Source organism: Marinicauda pacifica (assembly GCF_004793635.1).
Lineage (GTDB): Bacteria > Pseudomonadota > Alphaproteobacteria > Caulobacterales > Maricaulaceae > Marinicauda > Marinicauda pacifica.
Window position 1 is genome coordinate 1 of the sequence record NZ_SRXV01000075.1, and the last position, 308, is coordinate 308.

Below are 308 nucleotides of genomic sequence, written 5' to 3' on the forward strand. Positions count from 1 at the left end.
CCTGATCGTGTTCGCGGTGCTGTTTCTGATGATGGGCTGGCGCTCGGCGCTGATCGTGGGATCGGCGCTTCCGCTGACGGTTCTGCTCTGCCTTTTCCTGAGTAATACGTACGGAGAACCGCTACACCAAATGTCCGTGACAGGGCTAGTTGTTGCACTTGGGTTGCTAATCGACAACGCCATTGTGGTCGTTGACGACTATCGGCTGTTACGGGCCCGCGGTTATGAGCGACTGCCTGCCGTGGATAAAGCGGCCAAGAGTCTGTTCGGCCCGCTGCTCGCTTCGACGCTCACGACGATCTTTGCAT

The 308-nt window shown here is 57.8% G+C and carries 1 protein-coding gene; it reads left to right on the top strand.

What is annotated here, in order from left to right; all coding sequences use genetic code 11:
* The coding region (locus E5162_RS14445) for an efflux RND transporter permease subunit (protein WP_135945963.1) at nt 1–308 on the top strand (308 nt) is incomplete at both ends.